This is a genomic window from Psychrobacter sp. N25K4-3-2, from assembly GCF_015351755.1.
Taxonomy (GTDB): Bacteria; Pseudomonadota; Gammaproteobacteria; order Pseudomonadales; family Moraxellaceae; genus Psychrobacter; species Psychrobacter glaciei.
Genome location: NZ_JADKLX010000008.1, coordinates 1 through 18621 on the forward strand (window position 1 = coordinate 1; position 18621 = coordinate 18621).

At 38.7% G+C, this 18621-nt stretch carries 17 protein-coding genes and 1 pseudogene; 14 read left to right on the forward strand and 4 right to left on the reverse strand.

Annotation, left to right across the window (positions count from 1 at the left end):
* Window positions 1-127: 127 nt before the first annotated feature.
* The 6 genes and pseudogenes from IOD06_RS12785 to IOD06_RS12810 all read left to right on the forward strand — a co-directional run bounded on the left by IOD06_RS12785 (window position 128) and on the right by IOD06_RS12810 (window position 7606).
* Window positions 128-1594: an ATP-binding protein gene (locus tag IOD06_RS12785; RefSeq protein ID WP_194621179.1), complete on the forward strand. Its 1467-nt coding sequence runs from the start codon at window positions 128-130 to the stop codon at window positions 1592-1594.
* Window positions 1595-2270: 676 nt separating this feature from the next.
* Window positions 2271-2723, forward strand: a complete 453-nt coding sequence (locus tag IOD06_RS12790) for an alpha/beta hydrolase fold domain-containing protein (RefSeq protein WP_320157441.1) — start codon at window positions 2271-2273, stop codon at window positions 2721-2723.
* A gap of 161 nt (window positions 2724-2884) precedes the next feature.
* A complete protein-coding gene (locus IOD06_RS12795) occupies window positions 2885-3517 on the forward strand; it encodes a DedA family protein (RefSeq protein ID WP_194621181.1) in 633 nt (210 codons plus the stop codon).
* A 70-nt stretch (window positions 3518-3587) separates the two neighbouring features.
* Entirely contained in the window at window positions 3588-5288 is a 1701-nt protein-coding gene (locus IOD06_RS12800) for a phosphoethanolamine transferase (protein WP_194621182.1), read from the forward strand.
* A 188-nt stretch (window positions 5289-5476) separates the two neighbouring features.
* Window positions 5477-6163, forward strand: coding sequence for a response regulator transcription factor (locus tag IOD06_RS12805; RefSeq protein WP_189586900.1), 687 nt, complete (start codon window positions 5477-5479; stop codon window positions 6161-6163).
* Window positions 6164-6649: 486 nt separating this feature from the next.
* A pseudogene (locus IOD06_RS12810) lies at window positions 6650-7606 on the forward strand (sensor histidine kinase).
* 69 nt (window positions 7607-7675) lie between these two features.
* On the opposite strand, the gene IOD06_RS12815 reads toward IOD06_RS12810, so the two are convergent.
* The 3 genes from IOD06_RS12815 to IOD06_RS12825 form a co-directional block, all read right to left on the reverse strand.
* On the reverse strand, window positions 7676-8053 hold the full coding sequence (locus IOD06_RS12815) for a phosphatidylglycerol lysyltransferase domain-containing protein (protein ID WP_194621183.1): 378 nt from the start codon (window positions 8051-8053) through the stop codon (window positions 7676-7678).
* A 23-nt stretch (window positions 8054-8076) separates the two neighbouring features.
* Window positions 8077-8886 (reverse strand): hypothetical protein, encoded by an 810-nt coding sequence (locus IOD06_RS12820; protein WP_265087682.1) that lies wholly within the window; start codon window positions 8884-8886, stop codon window positions 8077-8079.
* 215 nt (window positions 8887-9101) lie between these two features.
* On the reverse strand, window positions 9102-10082 hold the full coding sequence (locus IOD06_RS12825) for a CorA family divalent cation transporter (RefSeq protein ID WP_189586894.1): 981 nt from the start codon (window positions 10080-10082) through the stop codon (window positions 9102-9104).
* A gap of 274 nt (window positions 10083-10356) precedes the next feature.
* Between IOD06_RS12825 and IOD06_RS12830 the strand changes: the two genes are divergently transcribed.
* The 7 genes from IOD06_RS12830 (at window position 10357) to IOD06_RS12860 (ending at window position 16881) form a co-directional block, all read left to right on the forward strand.
* Entirely contained in the window at window positions 10357-10947 is a 591-nt protein-coding gene (locus IOD06_RS12830; RefSeq protein WP_194621184.1) for a PepSY domain-containing protein, read from the forward strand.
* 451 nt (window positions 10948-11398) lie between these two features.
* On the forward strand, window positions 11399-11872 hold the full coding sequence (locus tag IOD06_RS12835; protein ID WP_194621185.1) for a diacylglycerol kinase: 474 nt from the start codon (window positions 11399-11401) through the stop codon (window positions 11870-11872).
* 43 nt (window positions 11873-11915) lie between these two features.
* Entirely contained in the window at window positions 11916-12641 is a 726-nt protein-coding gene (locus IOD06_RS12840; RefSeq protein WP_194621186.1) for a PAP2 family lipid A phosphatase, read from the forward strand.
* Window positions 12642-12850: 209 nt separating this feature from the next.
* Window positions 12851-13450, forward strand: coding sequence for a PepSY domain-containing protein (locus IOD06_RS12845; protein WP_194621187.1), 600 nt, complete (start codon window positions 12851-12853; stop codon window positions 13448-13450).
* A 149-nt stretch (window positions 13451-13599) separates the two neighbouring features.
* A complete protein-coding gene (locus IOD06_RS12850) occupies window positions 13600-14259 on the forward strand; it encodes a response regulator (protein ID WP_194621188.1) in 660 nt (219 codons plus the stop codon).
* A 52-nt stretch (window positions 14260-14311) separates the two neighbouring features.
* The gene (locus IOD06_RS12855; protein WP_194621189.1) at window positions 14312-15952 is read left to right on the forward strand and encodes a HAMP domain-containing sensor histidine kinase; all 1641 of its coding nucleotides are present in this window, start codon (window positions 14312-14314) and stop codon (window positions 15950-15952) included.
* 128 nt (window positions 15953-16080) lie between these two features.
* Window positions 16081-16881 carry a hypothetical protein gene (locus IOD06_RS12860; RefSeq protein ID WP_194621190.1) on the forward strand — a complete coding sequence of 267 codons (801 nt, stop codon included), beginning with the start codon at window positions 16081-16083 and terminating at the stop codon, window positions 16879-16881.
* A 511-nt stretch (window positions 16882-17392) separates the two neighbouring features.
* Here the strand turns inward: IOD06_RS12860 and IOD06_RS12865 are convergent.
* The gene (locus tag IOD06_RS12865; protein ID WP_189586878.1) at window positions 17393-17755 is read right to left on the reverse strand and encodes a hypothetical protein; all 363 of its coding nucleotides are present in this window, start codon (window positions 17753-17755) and stop codon (window positions 17393-17395) included.
* A gap of 35 nt (window positions 17756-17790) precedes the next feature.
* Here IOD06_RS12865 and IOD06_RS12870 point away from each other — a divergent pair, with 35 nt between their 5' ends.
* The gene (locus IOD06_RS12870) at window positions 17791-18591 is read left to right on the forward strand and encodes an NAD-dependent deacylase (protein ID WP_194621191.1); all 801 of its coding nucleotides are present in this window, start codon (window positions 17791-17793) and stop codon (window positions 18589-18591) included.
* Window positions 18592-18621 lie beyond the last annotated feature (30 nt).

The following is an 18621-nucleotide window of genomic DNA, read 5'->3' on the forward strand; positions in this document are numbered from 1 at the left end:
CTTCGCATAAAAATAGATGATGAGCATGAGGCAAAGCTGATTCATACTGTGCGTGGTATGGGCTACCGATTGGAGGCGCTAGCTACTGAAGTCCAAAGTGGTGCGGACGGAGACTATTCTAAATAGCATGAACTATAAACTCAAAAATCGGCGCTGGTCATTGCTATGGCGAACTATTTTCTTATTGACAGTCTTCGTTATTATCTCTCAGGTCATCATCTATGCGTGGGTGCAGCGCTCTGTGAGTGGACACTTTGAGCAAATGGACTCAGAGATTATCACCCATGCGGCTTTTAACCTGCGTAAACGCATGGGTGATGTTAACGATCACATAGAACCATTCACAGTGTCAAAGTCCCAATCACTCATTAATGACAATCACTTGCATTCCTCTTGGCTAGATTATGATTTAAAAACCTTAGTAGCAGATAAAAAAGGCAAATTATTATCCAGTGACCCTAGTAATTTCATTCATAATTTACCGCCCGATTTTAGCTTGTTATCACTATGGCAGGATCATCACGATCAGCAGTTTATGCTCAAGATAAATAATAGGCATTACCGAGCAATTATTATTCGAAATCAAGAGGTTTTGGCGTTTATTGCATTACCTATCGATGTGCATCATCAATATCTTATCCAGTTTAATCGCCAGCTGACCTTGATACTTACTGCCATCACCTTATTATTGGTTTCAGTAGCGGCATTAAGTGTGTATTGGGGTTTTGCTCCTCTGGCCACTATCGTACAAAAAATGCAAGGCATAAACCTCCAAAGGTTAGACGAAAGAGTTGGGGTTGACGATATGCCGTTAGAACTGCGGCCACTAGCAGAGTCTTATAATTCGATGATGGTCAAGCTTGAAAGCAATTTTGAATCTTTGTCACGATTTTCAGACAATATCGCCCACGAGCTCCGCACCCCAATAGCGACACTGAGTACACAAACGCAGGTCATGCTAACTAAGCCAAGAGAAGGCAACGAATACATCGAGCAACTGCATCATCAGCATGATACGTTAGAGCAGCTGTCAGCCATGATAAACAATATGTTGCTACTGGCAAAAACTCAGAAAGGATTAAGTGACTCGCAAATTAATCACGTAGATACTGAAAACCTAATCACCAAGCTCGTTGATTACTATGAAATGATTGCAGAGGATCGAGGGATAACTTTTGAAAGATCAGGCGAATTTAAGACAGTATTAGGTGATGAAGGCCTATTGCAGCGGCTGTTTGCTAATCTGATGTCAAATGCCATTTATTACGCAGCTAGTGATAGTACTATCATGATATCCGCTACCGTCATCACCTCAGGCAGCATCATAGATATCGCAAAGGAAGATGCGCTATCTTCAAAAGAGTCGTTATTAATAACAGTGACCAATCGCTTAGATAAACCGCTAAACCAGAGTGAAGCTGATAAGTTATTTGAGCGATTCTATCGTCATGATAAGACTAGTCATCAGCATTCAGGCACAGGATTGGGGTTGTCTATCGTTCAGGCTATCGCTAATGCTCATAAAGGCAAGGTTGGCATCATGATTAAGGATGACTATTATTTTCAAGTCAGTGTAGAATTGTTGATGGCTTAACAAGGTAAATCAAAAGAAGGTAATCTAAAAACGTTGTTGTCAAGAACTCAATATCAGAGTATTTGCAAGTGTAGTCCAGAACAGTTTCTTCAACGCATTCGAAAACTCGTTAAGATCTAAACTACGGCTGAAATGCCTGACTATTTTTTCGAAATTATAGCAACCCATTTCTACAGTAATTTATTCCGATATTACTTTGATGAGTTAATAATTCGCTTAATCAGTAATTTATGAAAAATTTAAGTATAAAATACATACATTAAAACCATAAATAATGATTAAACTTTATACTTAACTAGTGACCAAAATTGATATTTATATTGCTATAAACTCCTTTAAAATACGCTAAACGTCATGGCATAAAATCCTTCCTATCCCTTTATTTATAATAATATATCAGGTTTATATACATTAAAGTTATTTAAAGAAATATGGTGGTTCTAACCCCCGAAGCCGAGGGTAACTAAATAACGTCGCCGATTGTCTTGATAAGACACGTGACACATTGAATAGTCAAGCCAAATCAAATCTATAGTATCAGTGCTGAATAATCGTTTAAAATAATGTCAACTTTAATAAAGTTGTCGAATGAATTTAGCGATCACGATCGGAAATGATTTGCCGTTTGAATAATATTTCCTTGTGGCCTTAGTAGATATAATAGTTAACCATTATAGTGATAAATACTGTTCTGGTCTTACACTCAAGTAGAATCCTGCCTCATTCCTCATGCCATCTTGACTCATATAAAAACTCATTTTATCCATATCAATTGAATTATAACGACATTAAAGTGTTTCATACCACTTATCTACAAGATAGCTCCTTAACGCAACCGTATGCTCTTCTTTCACTCATACATGGTGATAACACACAAATATGCCCAAGCTATGTCATCGCCGCTGAATTAGATATTTTACGTGATGAAGCCTTAGTTTATGCCAAGCAGCTACGAGATAATGGTATCAATGTACAGACTCATACTGTACTTGGTGCACCGCATAGTTTTACAGATTTAATGAGTGTGCATCGAAGTGTTGGGCGAGAAACATATAATATCATTGACAAGTTCGCCATATTTGTACGTCAGATAATCAATACAGAAACAAAGGTCATGAGATCGAAATAACAGCATAAGAGTGAATATCTAAACTATTATTAAATAAGTGACTAGTTGTTTCATTATATTCAATAACAATTTAATGATTCTTATCTTGCCCATCTTAACCTCTTCTTAACATCTCCCTTGCTACGCTACCTTTTCCAACTATACGCTCAGCGAGATTTTCAATGAACCAGATTAGTGAATGGGTGCTTGCAGTCATGGCAAAATTCGGCTACTTAGGTATTGTCTTTGCTATGTTTGCCGAAAACGTTTTTCCGCCGATCCCTTCAGAAGTCATCATGCCAGCGGCAGGCTTTGCGGTAGCACGAGGTGATTTTAATTTAATACTAGTCATACTAGCAGGTACGTTAGGATGCGTACTTGGCGCACTACCTCTATATTATCTTGGCAGTCTATTTAATAAAGAGCGCTTAGTGGCTTTTACTGACAAGTACGGTAAATACGTGTTTGTTAAACCTGAAGATATATTATCGTCTAGCGATTGGTTCGATAAGCATGGTAAAAAAGCGGTGTTTTTTGGGCGTATGGTTCCTGGTATTCGCTCACTTATCTCTGTTCCTGCTGGCATGAACAAAATGCCCATCTTATCGTTTATAGCATTAACTGCTTTAGGTTCTAGTGTATGGACAACCGTGCTGACGCTTGCAGGTTATCACTTTGGCAAAAACTATGAGGTTATAGAAACGGCATTATCACCCTATTCAAAGATTTTTCTACTGCTTACTATAATCATTATTATTGGTTGGTTTATTAGGCGTCGATTAGCCAGCTATAAAAAAGGTAATATCTCACCTTAACGTCTTCTTAACAGAGCACTTGTTATGGTAGGAAATCAAATTCCTTATCATCCTGTTGAGAAGCCTGTTTATGTCAACCTCTCAAGCACTTAGCACTGAAATTACCAAAACCAGCACTAAATCAAGATATCTTAGTAAAATCTTTGATCGTGAGATTAATCTTAGCTTTTTAATTATCATCGTTGCGCTCTATTTAGTCGCTACTGCGAATTTTGGCTTTTTCTCACAAGTACTAAGCATTTATCCTCTTGGCGATAATATTGGCTTCATGATTTCGATCACAGGCTTATTGTTCGGCTTAATGTGGCTACTCATTCAATTGTTATGCTACAGACCCATTGCCAAGCCCGTACTAATCGCTCTAGTTACGATAGCTGCCATATGTTCCTATTTTACTGATGCCTATGGCACTATATTTGATACTAATATGCTTATCAATAGCATGCAAACTGATCAAGGCGAAGCGATGGGATTGATGTCGCTAAGTTTCTTTGTACGAGTGTTTGTATTAGGCGTTATACCCTCTGTTGTTATTGCTAAACTAAATATCAAGCGCATACCTTTGCGTAGGGCATTGTGGCAAAAGGCAGTCACTTTAATTCTATCTTTCGCCGTAATAGCTGCTTGCCTATTACCATTCGGTGATCAGTACGCTACTTTTTTTCGTCAACATAAAATAGTGCGTAATTACACTAACCCTATTACTCCTATCTATTCTGTCATCAAGTTGGGTAGCGATTACGTTGATGAATTGCGCCGTCCTGATACTTTGACATTGCACGCAACAGATGCAAAACGAATAACTCCTACAGTCAGTACTAAAGCTGTAAAACCTAAACTTATGGTATTCGTCGTTGGTGAAACAGTTCGTGCTGATCACATCGGCTTAAATGGCTATAAGCGCGAGAATATGCCCCTACTTGCCAGCCAGCCAGATGTCTATAGCTTTAAAAAGGCCACCTCTTGCGGAACCTCTACTGCCTATTCTGTACCTTGCATGTTTAGCTATTCTAATAGAGAAGATTACGATTCTAAAAGTGCAGACTATAATGAAAACGTACTAGATACCTTAAATAAGCAAGGCGTCAGTGTGGTTTGGCGAGATAATAATTCGAGCTCTAAAGGGGTCGCGGATCGAGTGACCTTTGAGGATTTTAAAACCGCTAATGTCAACCCAAATTGTGATGAGGAGTGTCGTGACATCGGTATGCTTGATGGTTTTAGTACTTTAGTTAAGTCAGATGCAGAGGTAAAATCAGAAGGACCTGCTAAAGATACGCTTATTTTATTACATCAAATGGGCAATCATGGTCCTGCTTACTACAAACGCTATCCAAAAGAGTTTGAAGAGTATAAGCCAGTATGTATGACCAATGAGCTCTCTAAATGTGATGATCAATCTGTTATCAACGCTTATGACAACGCTATTCGTTATACCGACTATTTCTTAAATAATGTTATTGATACGCTAAAACCCTACGAGCAAAATTATGATGTGGTGATGGTATACATCAGCGACCATGGAGAGAGCTTAGGCGAGAACAATATCTACTTGCATGGTATGCCCTACGCTATAGCACCCGACGCCCAAAAGCAGGTGCCCGTCATTATTTGGTCGCCTACTAGTAATAATATTGATAAAAGTAGCCTCGTTGGTATGATTGATCAGCCCGTATCACACGACTTTATTACGCCGACTCTGCTTAACTTTTTCGGTATTACTACTGAGGAAGTAAAAGGAGCGCCGACCTTTTTTAAATCTGTTTATTAAAGTTTGAAAACTAAGTACTGCTATAGTCAGTTCAATATGAAAACGCTACAGCGTGATTGGGATAAATATTTCGCAGCCTCTGTCTGCGTAGGCACAGCACGCTAGAAAAATTTATCCCAGTCACGCGCCATAAAGTAACATATCTATTTTATTTAGTATCAACTATGGCATTTATACACGAGACCCCTATGTACAAGATACTTGTTGTTGAAGATAACCCTGACATCGTTGCCAATATTTATGCCTTTTTTGAACCCAAAGGTTTTGAGTTAGACAATGCTCATAATGGCATTAGTGGCCTAACGTTGGCTGCGAACAATCGTTATGACGTTATCTTGTTAGATGTCATGTTACCGGGTATGGATGGTACAAAACTATGTAAAAAGCTCAGAGAAGACTTGCATAATAAAACTCCCGTATTGATGCTAACCGCACGCGATACGGTCTTAGACAAAGTTGCAGGTTTTGATAGTGGTGCTGATGATTATCTAGTCAAACCCTTCTCACTCGTTGAGTTAGAGGCACGTATCAAGGCGCTTATACGTCGAAATCAAGATGATCTTTTTGAGCATAGTATAATTATTGGCGACTTGTCCTTAAATGCTAATGAGCATACTATCGCACGCGAAAATCAGCCGTTAAAACTGACACCTACAGGGTTTAAAATATTAGAAGCTTTAATGAGTGCATCGCCCCGAGTCGTTAGCAAGAATGAGCTTGAAGAAAAGGTGTGGGGTGAAGATATTCCTAGCAGTGATGCGTTGCGGACTCACTTGCACAGTGTACGTGTACAAGTCGATAAGCCATTTGCTAAACCTATGATAATCACAATGCCTGGAGTAGGTTATCAAATTATTGATCCAAATAGAGCATAAAGTATCTCAATAAAATTTTCGACACTTCTTTCATTAAGTCACCTTAACTATATCTACTCTTCTCTATTTGCTGTTTCTCATCACTAAGAAATTACTATGTTCTATATTGAATCAATCGCCAATAAATTTCGACTATCATACTTAGTTTTTGCCCTAATGCTTTGCTCTGTATTTATTAGCATTTATGTATATGCTGAGACTAGAATGGAACAAGAACTAGTTAAAGCGGGTTTGTTACAACAATTAGAGCTTAGTCAAGAAAAACGGGGCGAGCAACCTATTTACACTGTAGATCCAGGTATTAAAATCTATAGTTACGATTACGCCCCTGATGATTTAAAAACTTTGGCGACTGAGACCGTTAAAGATATAAATGTAACTGTAGCTACAGATGATGGATACACTGAGTCTGAAATGTTCTTTTTTAATTATAAGCAAGGTAAGCAGAATTATATTTTGACCTATTTAGAAGATGACGAGATGGTAATGGAAAACTATCCTGTTTTGGCAATTTTTGAACAACTAGAGGATACGTTCTCTAACGCATTGAACGCGGCTATTATTCTAAGTTTACTTATTGCTGTTATATTCTCTCAACTATCCTCTAGGCAGATTACTAAGCCTTTATTAGACTTAAAAAGTGCGGTAGAAAACGACCATCAGAATTTAACTGAGTTGACTCATTTACCATCGGAAGTCGGTGTGTTAGCCCGTGCTATTGACGATAAAAACCATAAGCTTGAGCAGTATCTTAAACGTGAGCAGTTATTTACGGGTGATGTCAGTCACGAACTACGTACTCCTTTAACAATCATTATGGGCGCGTCAGAAGTACTAGCTTCTCAATTAGAAAGCGATAATCGTTTGAGCGAGTTCACCGACCGTATTAGCACTACGGCCAAGGAAACTTCTGAAATTATTAGTGCGCTATTATTACTTTCGCGTGCTCCTGAAAAACTAGATGCTCCGAGAACTTCTATCAACAGCATTGCTTTAAGTGAAGTAGACCGCTTAAAGTACTTACTACGTTATAAAACGGTGAACTATACCGTAGCCGCTGAACAAGAGCATTTCGCATACGTGCGACCTGAACTACTAAAAATGGCGTTAGGCAATCTAATTAAAAATGCCTTTCAATATACAGATGATGGTGAAGTAAGAGTCACTATTGATGATGAAAAGGTAACCGTTACAGATACCGGTTTAGGTATTCCTGAAGCTATGATGCCTCTGCTCTATGAAAGGTTTGAGCGTCTGGAACAAAAGAGCAATAATAAGCCTTGGGCTACTGCATCTGCCTCAAAGGAATAGGCAAGCTATAAGGTTGAGGGTACTGGGTTGGGCCTTAGCATCGTACAACGCATAATGACGCACATGGGCTGGCAACTTACTCATCATAACAATCCTACTGGTGGCAGTACCTTTAGTATTTATTATAAATAAAGTTGATAGTGCTGCAATTACGCTCAAACGCTATTAATAAATAGTGCTGTACGATGATATTAATTAACTTCAATTCCTTACCAAACTACTAAGACCACCTGATATGATTAAGGTTGTATCTGTTAAGCCTTTAATCGGTTTCATACCCGCTCTAAGTCCCGTTTCGATGCCTATATAGCGTGGCTCCCAATCAGGATTGAATTTTTCTTTAAAATGACGCAGTCCCGTAAAATTATAATAAGTTTTACCATACTTGGTAACAGTATTAGTAACATAGCGCCATTTTGGTCCGATAACGTCAGCTTCTACTGCAGTCTCTACGTGTTGGCCATCTACTCTAGATTGGTTCATAGCTTCTAGAACTTTACCTTTTGAGTGATTATCTTTTAAATCATTACTGTCTGTCACAGATTCAGTCGTTGCTTCAAGTCCAGTAAAGGGTGCCATACCCAAACTAAATTGTTAACTTATTAGTTCCTACCTATCCTTCTGCTTTTTTTATATGTCTCATAACCTACCAGACCCACAATCATTAGTAAAAATACAACGCTTATGCTAGTGACGCCTAGATCCAGCCCTCCATTCTTGATCGGTTGTGATAACCAATCACCAAGTGCAGCTCCCAAGGGGCGTGTCAAAATGTAAGCCAACCAAAAGCATAATACGGCGTTTAACTTAAGCACGTAAAACCCTCCGGTAATGAGTGCTATTCCTATCGCAAATATCAATGTAGAGTTTTGATAGCCAATGCTAAGCCCTTCTGCAAACCAATCTCCTGCGGCAGTTCCGAGCGCAAAAGTAGCCAAAATAGCTGTCCAATAGAATAATTCACGAGCAAAGGTATCGATATGATGAATGGATAGAGTTTTTTCTCGTGCGTACCAAATAGCGAAGACTACCGCCAGTATTATGCTAAAACCTATTGTGGAATAAGATAATGGAATGCCAAGGTTGTCTGTCATATTATCGGTAATCAGTGTCCCTAAGATACTTACAAACACTACCGTTAGCCAGTATTTCCACGGTATATAGTCTTTGGCTTTTAGCTGTATCACTAATACGATTGAAAACAGTACGGTCATGATAAGAGAAGTGACTGGCAAGCCTAGCTTAAAGTTAAAGATCATAAAGTCGGCAGCTGTTTCACCTACTGTGGTTGACATCATTTTTATCAGCCAAAACACTAAAGTGATTTGTGGCACTTTATTGAACATGTTGGCATACTTTGATGACTTGGATAGGCTGTTTTCTGATACGAGTAGTTGAGGAGAGATAGACATGAGTGCTTTCCTTTTTAGAGTAGTTGGGAGATAGCACTGTATTTGCTACATCCTTAACCTATAGTAATTACCCAGCTATTAAGAAAGTGTTAAGACCTCATCAGTTACCTCTTAATTTAAATATATCTTCGTTAATTAAATTATTACCTCTTATTAAGCCTTCCCTACGTCATATTTGCATATCTCAAAATATAAAAAGCTAGACTACGACTGATTTAAAACCATTTCTTACGTTTAAAATACACAACGATGGCCATAATCAATATTGCCATTACACCCCATAAGGCAAAGTAACCCTCCTTCCATTTTAACTCAGGCATGTACTCAAAATTCATGCCATAAACGCCTACCAAAAAGGTTAATGGTATAAATACCACTGACATTAAGGTCAAGGTACGCATGATTTCATTCAAACGATGGCCCTGAATTGAGAATATCAGATTGGTTTTACTATCAAGCTCAAACAACTCAAAATCAATTTCATCAATCAAATTGTTGGCTTGCTCTTTTAGCTCTGTAAAATACTTGCTGTCCATAGGAATGATATTAATCGTTTTCAGTTTTACAATAGTATTACGCAAGCTTAGCGTCGCTTTCTTAAAATTCAACATGCGACGTTTTTGCTCCTCAACCTTTTCAGTGAAATAAGGTGTTGGATTAATATTCGTCACCTTTATAGAGTCACTGTCAGCATTCAATAATTTTTCAAACGTTTCCTCATAGTTTGCTATCAGTGATTCAATCAAAAGAAAAATTAAGTAATCAACTCTTTTGCTTCGAACTTGCCCTTTACCTTGAATCAAGCGATCACGAATCCACTGGAAATGGTCGTCAATACTCTCTTGCAAACTCCATAACATATTTGACGATACAACAAAAATCAGTTGTTCATTATTTAGATTTTTATCGTCAGTTTTCAGCACCTTCAAGGCGATAAATAATACGTTATCGAGTTCAATAACCTTATTGGCATGCTCATCATCTTGCAGTAATTTAATTAAGAAGTCATCAAACTGGTTTTGGATAACTACTTGTTCCATCTCATCTAATTCACTCAATCCATAGGTATTGAGCCAAAAAACTTCATCTCCATGAGGCTCAAAGTTCAAAATCAAGATATCTTCGCAAGGTACTATTGACACTTTTGAAGGTGAATAAGTAATAAGTGTGGTGTTTCGTAAGAACTTTTCTGACATCCTTTCCTCCTATAGACACTCCTTTAATCAAAACTTAGCAAGCCTAGTATCTAGAACGAATATTAGCTGTGTTAAACGTTTAATAGTCTTTTAACAATGATTTAACTCAAAAAACTAAGCTATAGTTATTATATTTCACTTGCTAATTAAACTCTTATTTCCCGCTAAGTTTCTCCTATGTCATCTCTTGTATCATAGACTCATACCCAAAAGGTAGCTGTCAAAACCACTTATGATTTTATCAGAAATTAATTGAATACAAAGGATAACTATTATGAAAAACTTATCAACGCTAACCAAATCAGCAATCATCGCCCTTACTATTGCAAGCGTAGGTGCAACCGCTATAGCCGCCCCTGCTACCAATACCAAAGCCGTAACTGGATCAAGTGAAGCCGTCCGTGCTATGCAAAGTAAGATCAGCTTAACGCAAGCAATCGATATAGCTAAACAAAATGCTAAAGGTGATCTGGTCAGCGCAGAGTTTGATTACGACGATGAAGATGGCAATGGTGCTGCAACTAGTGAATACGAAGTTGAATTCATCTCTAACGGTACGGCTTACGAGATCAAAATTGATGCCAATACTGGTAAAGTCATCGAGACTGATGAAGAAAAGTTAGACAAAAAGGACATGGCTGAATACAGCGCGCTGATGCAGGCCAAAGTGACGCTAACTAGTGCTATGCAAAAAGCCACTCAAAGCGTAAATGGTCAAGTGATCGGTGTTGAGTTCGAGCTTGAAAAAGGCCAAGCTCTATATGACATCGAAGTTGTCAAAGACAATCAGATATATGATGTGAGTATAGACGCCAATACTGGCAAGGTTTTAATCAGCCAAGTTGATATGGAGGATGATGATTAATAGTTTATCGAACTAGTTTTAGACCAATACGCATTTAACAAGATGTAAATTAGCCGACACCTTAGATCGTTAAGGAGTCAGCTTTTTTAATGACAAGCATCTCATTATTACGAAAGTTACCAAAATTTTATAATATCTCAGCTAATTATAAATTTTGAAAAGTGTTGCTCTTAACGTTTTCTTAACAACCATAAGCTCATACTGATACCCAAGTGCTAACCAGTGCCCTTCTCCTACACTGGGATCATTACAATAATAATTAAATCGATGATTGCACTTTTTATTCGCATCTCAATTTTGACAAGCAGCAGTAGCTGATACCGCAGTAAAACTAGGTATCAGCTACTGCTTTTTAGTTTGTGAAATTTACCTTAACGCGATCTTAACATGCACTGTCATATCATTAAGACCTGCCAGCTATTCTAATCTTAATAAACACTAAGCTATCGATATGAATAATTCCAAGACTACTGCTCTGAGCCACGAACATAAAAATCTTGATTATAAAAATCAGCCCGTATCTGATGATACTTTTATAGCGGATAGTTTTGCAAATGAGGTTAAAGGTAAAAAAGGGTTAGCTCGTATTGTAAAAGCTACGGGGTATTCTATAGATGGTTTTAAAGCGGCTTATAAGTATGAGGCCGCATTTCGACAAGTTATATGGCTTAATCTTGTACTTTTCACTGTCATCGTATTTATGCCTTTTGGAGTTATTCTAAAAATGGTGCTTGTGGTTGCTTCATTCTTATCCCTGATTGTGGAGCTTATTAATACGGGAATAGAGGCAAGTATCGATCATACCTCAACCAAACAGCATCCATTAGCGAAGATAGCCAAAGATGTCGGTTCTGCTGCGCAATTTTTAGCACTGTTGCTACTTTTTGTTTTATGGTTGATGGCGTTATCCAGTCTTTCATACTGAATAGTGCTTATGTTTTTTGCGATTTGATCAATAAGGCGTTTCGATGACTCTAGACAATAACTTCTCTCATTGGATGTGGCTCAAGCTATTTTGCTTAACAATCATTACGACTTTGACATTTGAGCATAGCCAATTTGATATTCGTATCAGTGAGTTTTTTTATAATAATGGTCAGTGGCTTATAGAAAAAGGCGCTCAGCCTTATGCTTTTATCTTTTACGACGGCCCTAAAGCGCTATTAATTTTATCAGCTATCTATCTATTAACCATATTACTTGTCAAATATAAACGTCTTGCAAAGAGACCCTTTATCACCAATTATAGTAATCTGAATAAATATATTGTACCTTTCTCAATTCGTGAGATAAGTTACTTACTGATTATTCTTATTGCAGTACCTAGTACTATCGCACTATTAAAAGGGGTCACACATGTTAGTTGCCCTAATCATTTAACCTTGTTCGGTGGGGATCTACCCTATCTTAATCTTTGGCAAAGCATGCTCGCTAAAACCGATGCAAAATGCTTCCCAGCGGCTCATGCTAGCGCAGGATTTTCTTTATATGGTTTAGTATTTATACCTGCTCTTTATAAGTATCGCTACAGAATATTTGAAACCGTAACCGTATTAGGTTGGTCAATGGGACTCTACAAAATGATGTTTGGTGATCATTTCTTTAGTCATACTTTAGTATCAATGCTGCTCTCACTAACGATAGTTTGTGCGCTTGCTAGCGTGTTTTTCAAAAGAACAACTAATGTCAAATAAAATAATCATACTTTAGACAATCATCGTCACACCGATTACTATTAGGATTAAACCACCTAAAACTTCTGCCTATAATTTATAGGTTTTTTTACCTGTAAGTTTTAACATCTAATCAAACGCTTATTCTACGCTAAGCTTCTCCTATGTCTTCTTTTGTATGATGGATTCATATCGACACTTCTGACAACTTTGATAATAAGTCGTCAGACATGAACCTTAAATACGGAGTAAACACGATAAAAAAACTATCAACCCTAAGCAAATCCCTACTTATTGCTCTTAGCGTTCTAGGTATTGGTACGCTCGCTGTTGCCTCAGGTCAAATACCTGCTATTTCAGGCGCAAAGACGAGTGACGCAGTCGCAATAGCACAGAGTAAAATCAGTCTAGAGCAAGCCGTCGCTATTGCACAAAAAACAGTCGAAGGAGACTTAATCAGTGCTGAGTTTGACCAAAACGACTATATAGAAGGTGGTGAGTATGAAATCGAGCTTATCGATAGTGGCATGGAGCATAAAGTAAAAGTTGATGCCAGTAGCGGCAAAGTCCTAAAATCTAAGCAGGGAAAAATGGATCAAGACGATTTAGCAGAATATAACGCTATGAGGCAAGCTCAGAAAACCCTAACCCAAGCCATGCAAAAAGCAACGCAAAGTGTTGGTGGCAAAATTACTGAAGCAGAGTTTGATTTTGATAACGGTATACCCGCTTACGAGATTGAAATAGCTAAAGGGATGGACATACATAAACTGATAATCGATAGCACGAATGGTCAGGTTATCAGCAGTCAGTTAGACGATGATGATTAATATTTTAAAACTTGGTTGAATATAGCTTAACAACGGTTCTACTCTGTACACTGGTATTGATTAGAGCTTTTTAGTTTAAAGACACTATAAAAATTTTCACTATAGATAAATATTTTTTAATCCTAATAGCCACACAATAAGGGTATCTAATGAGAGTATTAGTAGTCGAAGATGATTTAATGATTGGCGAAAGTCTATGTGAAGCTTTACAGGATGAGGCTTATACGGTTGATTGGGTCAAAGATGGTCGCCAAGCCATACTGACATTAAGGGTGCAACCTTATGACATCGTTTTATTAGATTTAGGTTTACCCGAAATAGATGGGATGGGCGTATTAACTGCTATTCGTGATGCTAAAATTGAAACGCCAGTATTGATATTAACTGCACGTGATCAACTAAGAGATAGAGTGGCAGGTCTAGACTCAGGGGCTGATGATTATGTCGTTAAGCCCTTTGAGCTAGCAGAAGTCTTTGCACGCATGAGAGTGCTTATTCGCCGTGCTCAAGGCAAGGCTGACAATCAAGTAACCGTTGGCAATTTAAGTTTAGATACCGCACACAAACGGGTCATGATGGATGGTCGCCCTATAGATTTGACCGCCAAAGAGTACATGCTCCTGATCACCTTCATGCTATCGCCTGAAAAAGTCATGTCCAAAAATGAGCTTGAAGATTCGCTATATGGCTGGGGCGGTGAAGTTGAGAGTAACGCCATTGAGTTTTTGATTCATAGTTTACGCAAAAAGGTCGGACAAGATAGAATCAAAAATATTCGTGGCCTTGGCTGGTATATCAGCAATACCTAACTTTAAATGAATAACCCAAAACACTCGCTATTATCTATAAAAGTTAAATGCTATGCCTAAATTCCGTAAGCTCTTTAACTCATTACAGTTCCAACTTATCTTTTGGTCTGTTGTGTCATTATTGCTACTGGCAATAGTGGCTGGCGGTTATGGATTTTGGTACAGCTATAACGAGATAAATGACTTTCAAGATGATAACTTAAAAAATACTGCCGCCTTATTGGAGCAGTCGCTTAATATTAGCGGTTTAAATAGTAATGCAGCTGCTTTAGACAATGAAGAGCATACCAGCAGTAACATTCATTTTGATACCGATGACGATGATGGTGCGATCACCGTTGATATCGTCATACTCTCCGCCTCACTCAGTAACGGGGTACAAGATTATCAGAATGATAAAAGCGATGACGAGCATGATTACTCAGAACCTATATCGCTGGCATTAGTAGATAGCATTCCACAAGGAATAAGCGATCAAGATATTGACGGCCATTCTTGGCGAACTTATAGAAATGATGTCAAGATTCAGTCTTTAGATACTGATGAAGAAGTGGCGCTAATCTTACGCCAGCAGACAGATTTACAGGATGATTTAGCCAAAGCCAGTGCCTTGCAATCTTTTTTACCCCTTATTATCGGTATAGCATTATTATTGCTTTTACTCCCTTTTATCATGTGGCGAATGATGAAACCTGTGCGCCAATTACACTATGAGATAAGCGCACGTAATGAGAATGACCTAAGTCCTTTATCGATTGGTAGACTGCCCTCTGAGTTGCTGCCACTAGCAGAATCCCTAAATAGGTTATTAGCCTTAGTGAAGATTAGTATAGAGCGTCAACAACGTTTTATCGCTGATGCTGCTCACGAACTGCGCTCGCCGCTCACTGCTATCTCATTACAGCTACAACGATTGCAGCGTATTAGTAATAATAATGTTATGTCGGAAGGTCTTGATAAACTGGCTATTCGCTTGAAACGTAATCAAAGTTTGGTTGAGCAATTATTGACGCTTGCTAAAGCTGGCAATATCAATACAGTGCTCGATCCTGAAGAAACCCCCACCAGCGTTAAATTTATTATCGAACAAGTCATAGGATTACTCATTCCTATTGCTGATAATAAAAATATCGAGCTAAGTCTTGATATGCAGTCTAATAATAAAGTAAATATGGACGAGACGTCGTTATTGATCCTGATCAAAAACCTTATTCAAAACGCCATTATTTACACGCCAGCTGGTGGTCAAGTCATGGTTAAACTATATCAACTTGAGCAAGACCTAGACAAATCAGATAAATTAGCTCTAAATACTCAATACAATTTTGGCTCACATGTAATTCAATCTGGAAAACCAAACAATTTTAACAAGGTCAAAGATAACAGACTAGTGTTACAAGTAGTGGACTCAGGTGCAGGCATTGATTCTAGTGACTATGGGAATGCTTTTGAACCCTTTGTACGGCTTAACCAGTTGGCAGGTACTATTGATCAATTCAGCGATACTATAAGCGCTCCAAGATCAGATAGCGCCAGTAAGCAATCACAGGAAATAGAAGGTACAGGACTTGGGCTCTCTATCGTCAAGTCAATCTGTGAGCAGGCAGGTATCGATGTTTTTATGAATGACTCTACTTCTGAAATTTTAAACTTAAATGGTAATCAAGGACTTTGTATCACGCTAGTCTTCTAAACTTATACATAGAAATTTTAATAGCTTTAATTGGCTATATCTTCACGTTTTCTTAACACCTCTATTGATAATTTAGTGACGTCTACAACGTAACATTAAATTTGCTTCTCAATAGAGTGAATCCACCTATGAATACAACCTTGAACACTCAATATTCACCCACTGGTTTTAGTAATGATCCAGTGCTAAACGCTTTGTCCAAAGTTCCGGAAGTTACCCTACTTTTTTGGATAATTAAAATCGCTGCGACGACACTAGGTGAAACGGCAGGCGACGCTTTATCAATGTCGCTAAACCTAGGCTACATTGTCAGTACTGGTATATTCGCTGTATTGTTTGCTATAGCAGTAGCCACCCAGATCAAAGCTAACTCCTTTAATAAATGGTTATATTGGACCACCATTATAGCGACGACGACCTTAGGTACAACGATAGCAGATTACGTGACTAGGTCATTAGGCATTGGCTACGCTGGCGGGTCAGCGCTGCTGGTAGCTCTACTTGGGGTATGCCTAATTATATGGCAGAAAACGATGGGAAGTATCGCTGTCGATAGCATTAGTAAACCTAAGGCGGAAGTGTTTTATTGGACGACCATCATGTTTTCACAAACATTAGGTACCGCACTTGGTGACTGGGTAGCAGACACTAAAGGCATGGGCTATACAACGAGTGCTATCATTTTTGGCTCTTTACTAGCGCTTATCGCTTTGATGCATTTTGGCACTAAAATATCTAAAACGCTTCTATTCTGGAGTGCCTTTGTCTTGACTCGCCCTTTAGGAGCAGTCTTAGGCGATTTCTTAGATAAGCCGCTTGATCATGGCGGTCTTGCACTTAGTCGTTTTGGAGCTTCGGCAGCACTATTAGTTTTCATCATTATCTGCTTATTAGTTTTTAAGCAGCGAGCTAGTGCTAGGGCTCACTGATAGTTTCTAAAAAGTTAAGTACGAAATATGTACATTAAGTAAATTAATAATGTCTAAATTTTATACTTAACTAGTGACCAAAATTGATATTCATGTTGCTATAAACTCCTTTAAAATACGCTAAACGTCATACCGATCAATCCTTTACACCCCTTTATTTGTATAGTATGTTAGGTTATTATACATTAATATAACTTAATGAAATATGGTGGTTCTAGCCTCCGAAGCCGAGGGTCGTGGGTTCGATTCCCGCCGAGCGCACCAATCATACTGTTTACAACCTCACTCTATCACGTCCTTAGCACTACCCTAAATAAACTGTCTATACCTATCAAACCTACACTTTAGAATGTTTGCGGTTTTTCTGTGCCCGTATACTTCTGAGGCTCTCACCTATAGTCAGTTCGGTATAATTTGGATACAAGGAAGCCGAGTGAAAATACTATAAATAGTAGACTGAGCGAGACTGACACCGTACCCAATTTATAGAGAATTGGCTATATAGCAAAATTTACTCCGCCTCTTGTAGATTTGCAGTCAGTTGGTCACGGCTGGGGACTCGGTGGTAATTAATCACTGGTATCTCACCTAGACGGCGCTGACTTGCAGCAATCTTCTTATCAATCGTAATCATTGCGACTTTCTTGCCTTGTTTGCTAACGAGTAAATGATTTGCCTTACGTGTGACTCGATAATCAGGAAAGTACTGCTTTAATAGCGCTGTTGTTTTTTGCAGAGCATCATTAGGTGTGGCATTTTTTGATTTTGCGCCACTATGCTTTTCTCCTACTTTTGCCCCGCGCGATTTTGCCGCGAACCATAAGGCTGCGATGACAGCGAACAATATGACAAGCCACCAAATTCCGTCTATCATAAGAAAAAATATCCATTATTAACAAGGGTTGGCTCATGTTAGCAGAATTATCACCAGCGTTAATAGCAGAAGTAAAGCTTGCGGCAAAACTGTTGGCAGCGAAACAGCATATTTGCATTTTGACTGGCGCTGGCATTTCAGCAGAAAGCGGCATTCCAACGTTCCGAGACAAGCAGACCGGATTGTGGGAGAACTACGGCGTTGAGGATTTGGCCACACCTGAAGCGTTCGTTCGTGATCCAAAGCTAGTGTGGTCATGGTATCAATGGCGCAGACAGCTGGTAGCAGATAAAGCGCCAAATCCAGCCCATCATGCGTTGGCTCAGTGGCAATACCATGCGCAAACTTCTGATCAGCAAGTGACTCTCATCACTCAGAATGTCGATGATTTGCATGAGCAAGCTGGTAGCTCGGTGACTCATTTACATGGTCATCTGTGGCGCAACCGCTGTGGTCAATGTCAGACACCCTATCAAGATCAACCAAGAACTTCATACGATAACCGAAACACCATGAGCTTCGATGAGGCACTGCTGACCTGCCTGCATTGTGGTGGCTATATTAGACCGGATATTGTTTGGTTTGGAGAAGCCTTACCCATACAAGCATGGCAAATTGCAGAAGAAGCAGCGGCTAATTGCGAGGTATTTATCAGTATTGGCACATCAAGCCTTGTTTACCCTGCCGCAGGTCTCGCACAGCTAGCCAAGCAAAATGGTGCCAAGATTATAGAGATAAACCCCGACCCGACGCCAAACACCATCGTTGATATCACTTTAGCAGAAAAGGCTGGAGTGATTTTGCCGTTACTTATAGAAGAAATTACTGCTTTATAAGTATGGATATAAAATGAACAATAAAAAAGG

What these genes read in the sequence shown, in the direction of transcription:
- IOD06_RS12785 (WP_194621179.1), top strand. Translation starts at nt 128, where the DNA reads ATGAACTATAAACTCAAAAATCGGCGCTGGTCATTGCTATGGCGAACT.
- IOD06_RS12795 (WP_194621181.1), top strand. Translation starts at nt 2,885, where the DNA reads ATGAACCAGATTAGTGAATGGGTGCTTGCAGTCATGGCAAAATTCGGC.
- IOD06_RS12800 (WP_194621182.1), top strand. Translation starts at nt 3,588, where the DNA reads ATGTCAACCTCTCAAGCACTTAGCACTGAAATTACCAAAACCAGCACT.
- IOD06_RS12805 (WP_189586900.1), top strand. Translation starts at nt 5,477, where the DNA reads ATGTACAAGATACTTGTTGTTGAAGATAACCCTGACATCGTTGCCAAT.
- IOD06_RS12815 (WP_194621183.1), bottom strand. Translation starts at nt 8,053, where the DNA reads ATGGCACCCTTTACTGGACTTGAAGCAACGACTGAATCTGTGACAGAC.
- IOD06_RS12820 (WP_265087682.1), bottom strand. Translation starts at nt 8,886, where the DNA reads ATGTCTATCTCTCCTCAACTACTCGTATCAGAAAACAGCCTATCCAAG.
- IOD06_RS12825 (WP_189586894.1), bottom strand. Translation starts at nt 10,082, where the DNA reads ATGTCAGAAAAGTTCTTACGAAACACCACACTTATTACTTATTCACCT.
- IOD06_RS12830 (WP_194621184.1), top strand. Translation starts at nt 10,357, where the DNA reads ATGAAAAACTTATCAACGCTAACCAAATCAGCAATCATCGCCCTTACT.
- IOD06_RS12835 (WP_194621185.1), top strand. Translation starts at nt 11,399, where the DNA reads ATGAATAATTCCAAGACTACTGCTCTGAGCCACGAACATAAAAATCTT.
- IOD06_RS12840 (WP_194621186.1), top strand. Translation starts at nt 11,916, where the DNA reads ATGACTCTAGACAATAACTTCTCTCATTGGATGTGGCTCAAGCTATTT.
- IOD06_RS12845 (WP_194621187.1), top strand. Translation starts at nt 12,851, where the DNA reads ATGAACCTTAAATACGGAGTAAACACGATAAAAAAACTATCAACCCTA.
- IOD06_RS12850 (WP_194621188.1), top strand. Translation starts at nt 13,600, where the DNA reads ATGAGAGTATTAGTAGTCGAAGATGATTTAATGATTGGCGAAAGTCTA.
- IOD06_RS12855 (WP_194621189.1), top strand. Translation starts at nt 14,312, where the DNA reads ATGCCTAAATTCCGTAAGCTCTTTAACTCATTACAGTTCCAACTTATC.
- IOD06_RS12860 (WP_194621190.1), top strand. Translation starts at nt 16,081, where the DNA reads ATGAATACAACCTTGAACACTCAATATTCACCCACTGGTTTTAGTAAT.
- IOD06_RS12865 (WP_189586878.1), bottom strand. Translation starts at nt 17,755, where the DNA reads ATGATAGACGGAATTTGGTGGCTTGTCATATTGTTCGCTGTCATCGCA.
- IOD06_RS12870 (WP_194621191.1), top strand. Translation starts at nt 17,791, where the DNA reads ATGTTAGCAGAATTATCACCAGCGTTAATAGCAGAAGTAAAGCTTGCG.